Raw genomic sequence first — 5,045 nt, forward strand, 5'->3', positions numbered from 1 at the left:
GGGTGAGGGTGTGGTTGATGTGGTGGGTGCGGCTGTGTGGGGGTTGGTGAGGTCGGCTCAGTCGGAGAATCCGGGCCGTGTGGTGTTGGTGGATGGGGTGGTGTCTGATGCGGATGTGGTGCGGGTGGTGGGTTTGGGTGAGTCGCAGGTGGTGGTGCGTGGGGGGCGTGCGTGGGTGCCGCGGTTGGTGCGTGCTGTGGCGGGTGCGGGTGCGGGTGCGGGTGCGGGTGTGGGGTCTGGTGGTGGGGGTGGTTTTGGTTCGGTGGGGACGGTGTTGTTGACGGGTGGTACGGGGTTGTTGGGTGGGGTGTTTGCTCGGCATTTGGTGGTGGAGCGTGGGGTGCGGCGTTTGGTGTTGACGAGTCGTCGGGGGTTGGGGGCTCCGGGGGCTCGTGGGTTGGTGGATGAGTTGGTGGGGTTGGGTGCTGAGGTGGTGGTGGAGGCGTGTGATGTGGCTGACCGGGGTTCTTTGGCGCGGGTGTTGGATGCGATTCCGGGGGATCGTCCGTTGGTGGGTGTGGTGCATTTGGCGGGTGTGCTGGATGACGGGGTGATTGGTTCGTTGACGCCGGGGCGGGTGGAGGCGGTGTTGCGGCCGAAGGTCGAGGCGGCGCTGAATCTTCACGAGCTGACGCGGGACATGGACCTCGACGCCTTCATCCTCTTCTCCTCCGCTGCTGGAGTGCTGGGTAATCCCGGCCAGGCCAACTACGCGGCTGCCAATGCCTTCCTCGACGCCCTCGCCTCGTACCGCAGGGCCGAGGGCCTGCCGGCCCAGTCACTCGCCTGGGGGCCATGGGCCGACGGCGGAATGGCGGACGGCCTGAACACAGGCGACTCCCAGCGGATGAACCGCTCCGGCATCGAACCGCTGTCGTCCAAGCAGGGCACCGATCTTTTCGACGCCGCCGAAACCTTCGGCGAGGCCGTGGTCGTCACCATGCGGATGGATCTCTCCGCTGCGGCGGCACAAGCACCGGACGCTCTGCCCGACATGTTCCGCGGCTTGGTGCGGTCGAGGCCGGCGAGGGCCGTCGACGCCGCGACGTCGGGTGCCGCGACGTTCCGGCGACGCATGGCGGCCCTGTCCGATGAGGAGCGCGGGGACCAAGTGCTCGACCTGGTACGCGCGCACGCCGCAGCCATCCTCGGATACCCCGGTCCGACCGCCATTGAGCCGGACCGTGCCTTCAAAGAACTCGGATTCGACTCGCTGGCCGCGGTGGAGTTCCGTAACGGCCTGGCTCAGGCCACGGGACTACACCCGTCGGCCACCCTGGTCTTCGACTATCCGAACTCCCGCATGCTCGCGCAGCACATTGCCGAGGAACTGCGTCCTGACACACCCACGGACGAGGACGCCATCGGCGAGGAGCGGGTCCGTCGCATCCTGCAAGGAATTCCGCTGAACCGACTCCGGGACGCGGGACTGATGGAGGTGCTCTTCGAGCTCGCCGGCGCACACGACGAGCAGAAGGATTCGGCTGCGGATCCGGAGAGTTCCTCGACCGAGGACTTCGATGAGATGGACGCCGAGAGCCTGATCAGCATGGCGCTCAATGGTTCTGGCCTGGACGACGCGACGCAGGGAATGTGAGAGCCCGATGACGAATTCCGACGAGAAGCTGCTTGCCGCACTGCGTGCGTCGCTCAAGGAGAACGACCGGCTGCGCGCTCACAACCGCAAGCTGTCGGCCGCGGCCCGCGAGCCCATTGCGATCGTCTCGATGAGCTGCCGATTTCCCGGCGGCGTCGATTCACCGGAAACCCTTTGGGAATTGGTGAACGACGGGGTGGACGCGATATCCGAGTTCCCGGAGAACCGGGGCTGGAACATCGGTTCGCTCTACGACCCCGAGGGGGCGAAGCAGAACACCACCTATGTCAACAAGGGCGGGTTCCTCCACTCTGCGGACACCTTTGACCCCGCACCTTTCGGAATCAGCCCGAACGAGGCGCTGATCATGGACCCGCAGCAGCGTCTGCTGCTGGAATGCTCGTGGGAGGTGTTCGAACGGGCCGGTATCGATCCGTTCTCCCTCAAGGGCAGCAAGACCGGTGTCTTCGCCGGGATGATGTACCACGACTACGCCCACAACAGCGCGACGGGTTCGATCGCCTCCGGGCGCGTCTCGTACGTCTTCGGCTTCGAAGGCCCGTCGATGACGGTGGACACGGCGTGCTCGTCGTCGCTGGTCGCCCTGCACCTCGCGGCCCAGGCGCTGCGTTCGGGTGAGTGCTCGATGGCGCTGGCCGGGGGTGTGGCCGTCATGTCGACGCCTGAGGTCTTTGTCGAGTTCAGCAGGCAGGGCGGCCTGGCGAGGGACGGGCGCTGCAAGTCCTTCGCCGGCTCCACCGACGGCACCAGCTGGTCGGAAGGCGCGGGCGTCCTACTTCTGGAACGTCTCTCCGACGCACGCCGCAACGGCCACCCGGTATTGGCGGTGGTGCGGGGGAGCGCCATTAATCAGGATGGGGCGAGTAATGGGCTGACGGCTCCGAATGGTCCGTCGCAGCAGCGGGTGATTCGGGCGGCGCTGGCTGATGCGCAGATTTCTGCTGATCAGGTTGATCTGGTGGAGGCGCATGGGACGGGGACGCGGTTGGGTGATCCGATCGAGGCGCAGGCGTTGCTGTCCACGTATGGGCAGGGGCGGGTGGAGGGTGATCCTTTGTGGTTGGGGTCGTTGAAGTCGAATCTGGGGCATGCGCAGGCGGCTGCGGGTGTGGGTGGGGTGATCAAGGCGGTTGAGGCGATCCGTCATGGGGTGTTGCCGAAGACGTTGCATGTGGATGTGCCGACTCCGCAGGTGGATTGGTCTGTGGGTGCGGTGGAGTTGTTGACTGAGGCGCGGGTGTGGCCGGTGCGGGGGCGTCCGCGTCGGGTGGGTGTGTCGTCGTTCGGGCTGAGTGGGACGAATGCGCATGTGATTGTGGAGCAGGCTCCGGTGGTGGAGGAGGCTCCGGCGGTTGTGGTTCCGGCTGGGGTGCCTGGGGTGCCTGGGGTGTCGGTGGTGCCGGTGGTGGTGTCGGGTCGTGGTGAGGGGGCGTTGCGGGGGCAGGCTGCGCGGTTGTTGGAGCGTGTGGTGGCGGCGGGTTCGGGGTTGTCGTTGGTGGATGTGGGGTTTTCGTCGGTGGTGTCGCGTGCGGTGCTGGAGCATCGTGCGGTGATCGCGGCGTCGGATCGGGAGGAGTTGGTGCGGGGGCTGGAGGGGCTGGTCGCGGGTGAGGAGCCTTCGTGTGTGGTGAGTGGTGTGGCGGGTTCTGTGGGTGGTACGGCGTTTGTGTTTACGGGTCAGGGTGCGCAGCGGTTGGGTATGGGGCGTGGGTTGTATGAGGCTTTTCCGGTGTTTGCGGAGGCTTTTGATGCGGTGTTGGTGGAGTTGGATGTGCGGTTGGGTTGTTCGTTGCGTGAGGTGGTGTGGGGTGAGGATGCGGGTGTGTTGAACGGGACGATGTTTGCGCAGGCGGGGTTGTTTGCGGTGGAGACGGCGTTGTTCCGGTTGGTGGAGTGGTGGGGGGTGCGGGCTGATTTTGTGTTGGGTCATTCGGTGGGGGAGATTGCGGCGGCGCATGTGGCGGGGGTGTTGTCGTTGGGTGATGCGGCGGAGTTGGTGGTGGCGCGTGGTCGGTTGATGCAGGGGTTGCCGGTGGGTGGGGCGATGGTGGCGGTGGAGGCGGCGGAGGGTGAGGTGTTGCCGTTGCTGACGGATGAGGTGGGGATTGCTGCGGTGAATGGTCCGCGTTCGGTCGTGGTGTCGGGGACGGAGGGTGCGGTTCTTGCCGTGGTCGGCACGTTTGAGGAGCAGGGGCGGAGGGTGAAGCGGCTGGCTGTGTCGCATGCGTTTCATTCGCCGTTGATGGAGCCGATGTTGGCGGAGTTCGGTGCGGTGGTGGCTGGTTTGGAGTTCAGTAGTCCGTTGGTTGCGGTGGTGTCGGGTGTGACGGGTGAGGTGTCGCAGGAGGTTGCTTCGCCGGGGTATTGGGTGCGGCATGTGCGGGAGGCGGTGCGGTTCGGGGATGCGGTGGCGTGTGTGGAGGGGCGGGGGGTGTCGTCGTTTGTGGAGATCGGGCCGGATGGTGTGCTGAGTGGGATGGCGCAGCAGTCGGTGGTCTCGGAGTCCGCGGTGTTCGTTCCGTTCCTGCGCGGGGCTCGTCCGGAGGCTGCTGCGGCGGTGTCGGCTCTGGGCCGGCTGCATGTGGCGGGGGTGTCGGTGGACTGGGCGCGGTTCTTCGAGGGTTCGGGTGCCCGCCGGGTCGACCTGCCCACCTACGCCTTCCAGCACCAGAACTACTGGATCGCCAGCGAGCAGCACGGCGCGGACCTTGAGTCGATCGGCCAGGAGTCTGCCGACCATCCCCTGCTCAGCGCGGTGGTCACGTCCCCCGACTCGGACAGCGTGGTCCTGACCGGACGTCTCTCGTCCCACACGCACCTGTGGCTCGCAGATCACGCGGTGGGCGACACCGTCCTCTTCCCCGGTACGGGATTCGTCGAACTTGCGCTGAGGGCCGGACGCGAAGTCGGATGCGCAGCACTGGAAGAGCTCACCCTGGAAGCGCCCCTTATCCTCCCCGAGCATGGCGGTGTCGCGCTTCAGGTCGCCGTCGGCGCTTCCGACGACTCCGGCCGGCGTCCCGTCAGCGTCCACTCGCGTGGCGAGGCCGCGGACACCCCGTGGGTCCGACACGCGACCGGCTCGCTGACCATTGCCGCCGATGATGTCATCGACGGGGACGCGGAATGGAGCACCGGCCAGTGGCCCCCGGCAGATGCGGAGACCGTGGACCTGGAGGGCTTCTACGAGGACATGGCGGAGGCCGGACTGGAGTACGGGCCGGCGTTCCGCGGCCTCACTGCCGCGTGGAAGTCCGGCGAGCACGTCTATGCCGAGGCCGGACTGCCGGAGGGTACGGAGCCCGGGACGTTCGCCCTTCATCCTGCCCTGTTCGACGCTGCGCTCCATGGGGTGGTTGTGGCTGGTGTGGTGGGTGAGGGGGCGGCGTTGCCGTTTGCGTGGTCGGGTGTGTCGGTGGGTGTGGTG

The 5,045-nt window shown here is 66.8% G+C and carries 2 protein-coding genes; both read left to right on the top strand.

All coding sequences use genetic code 11. The features are described from left to right. On the top strand, positions 1-1,597 hold a 1,597-nt coding region (locus ACFVUT_RS37495; protein ID WP_389671154.1), incomplete at its 5' end, for a beta-ketoacyl reductase. Positions 1,598-1,604: 7 nt separating this feature from the next. Continuing rightward, positions 1,605-5,045: type I polyketide synthase (locus tag ACFVUT_RS37500; protein ID WP_389671156.1), on the top strand; the 3,441-nt coding region annotated here is incomplete at its 3' end.

Origin of the sequence: Streptomyces sp. NPDC058051 (assembly GCF_042885475.1) — a bacterium.
Lineage (GTDB): Bacteria > Actinomycetota > Actinomycetes > Streptomycetales > Streptomycetaceae > Streptomyces.